Source organism: Adlercreutzia equolifaciens (assembly GCF_029076695.1).
In the GTDB taxonomy this organism is placed as follows: domain Bacteria; phylum Actinomycetota; class Coriobacteriia; order Coriobacteriales; family Eggerthellaceae; genus Adlercreutzia; species Adlercreutzia equolifaciens_A.
Genome location: NZ_JARFIK010000673.1, coordinates 1 through 286 on the forward strand (window position 1 = coordinate 1; position 286 = coordinate 286).

At 51.0% G+C, this 286-nt stretch carries 1 pseudogene; it reads right to left on the reverse strand.

Annotated elements, in window-relative coordinates:
• Window positions 1–185 (reverse strand): annotated as a pseudogene (locus PZH32_RS14065) (hypothetical protein); the annotation flags it as partial.
• Window positions 186–286: the final 101 nt, after the last annotated feature.

Sequence of the window (286 nt, forward strand, 5' to 3'; positions counted from 1 at the left end):
CCCATGTCCTGATGCTTGACGCGCTCCTTCAAGGTGCCGAAGTAATGGCCCATATGCAAGCGTCCCGTGGGGCGATCGCCCCAGAGCATGGAGTACTTCTCGGGATGGATTGCCAAGTCGGCGTTGACCTCGTCGCTCATCTTCTTCTGCGCGAGGAAAGTTTCGCTGGTGAAATCACTTGCCATGGAGCCGTCCTTTGGGTCGAAAACTAAAGTTGTGAATATATTGCTCTAGTATTCAAGATTCCCTCTTGCATGTTCCTTGGAAGCCGTGTATTATTTTTAGC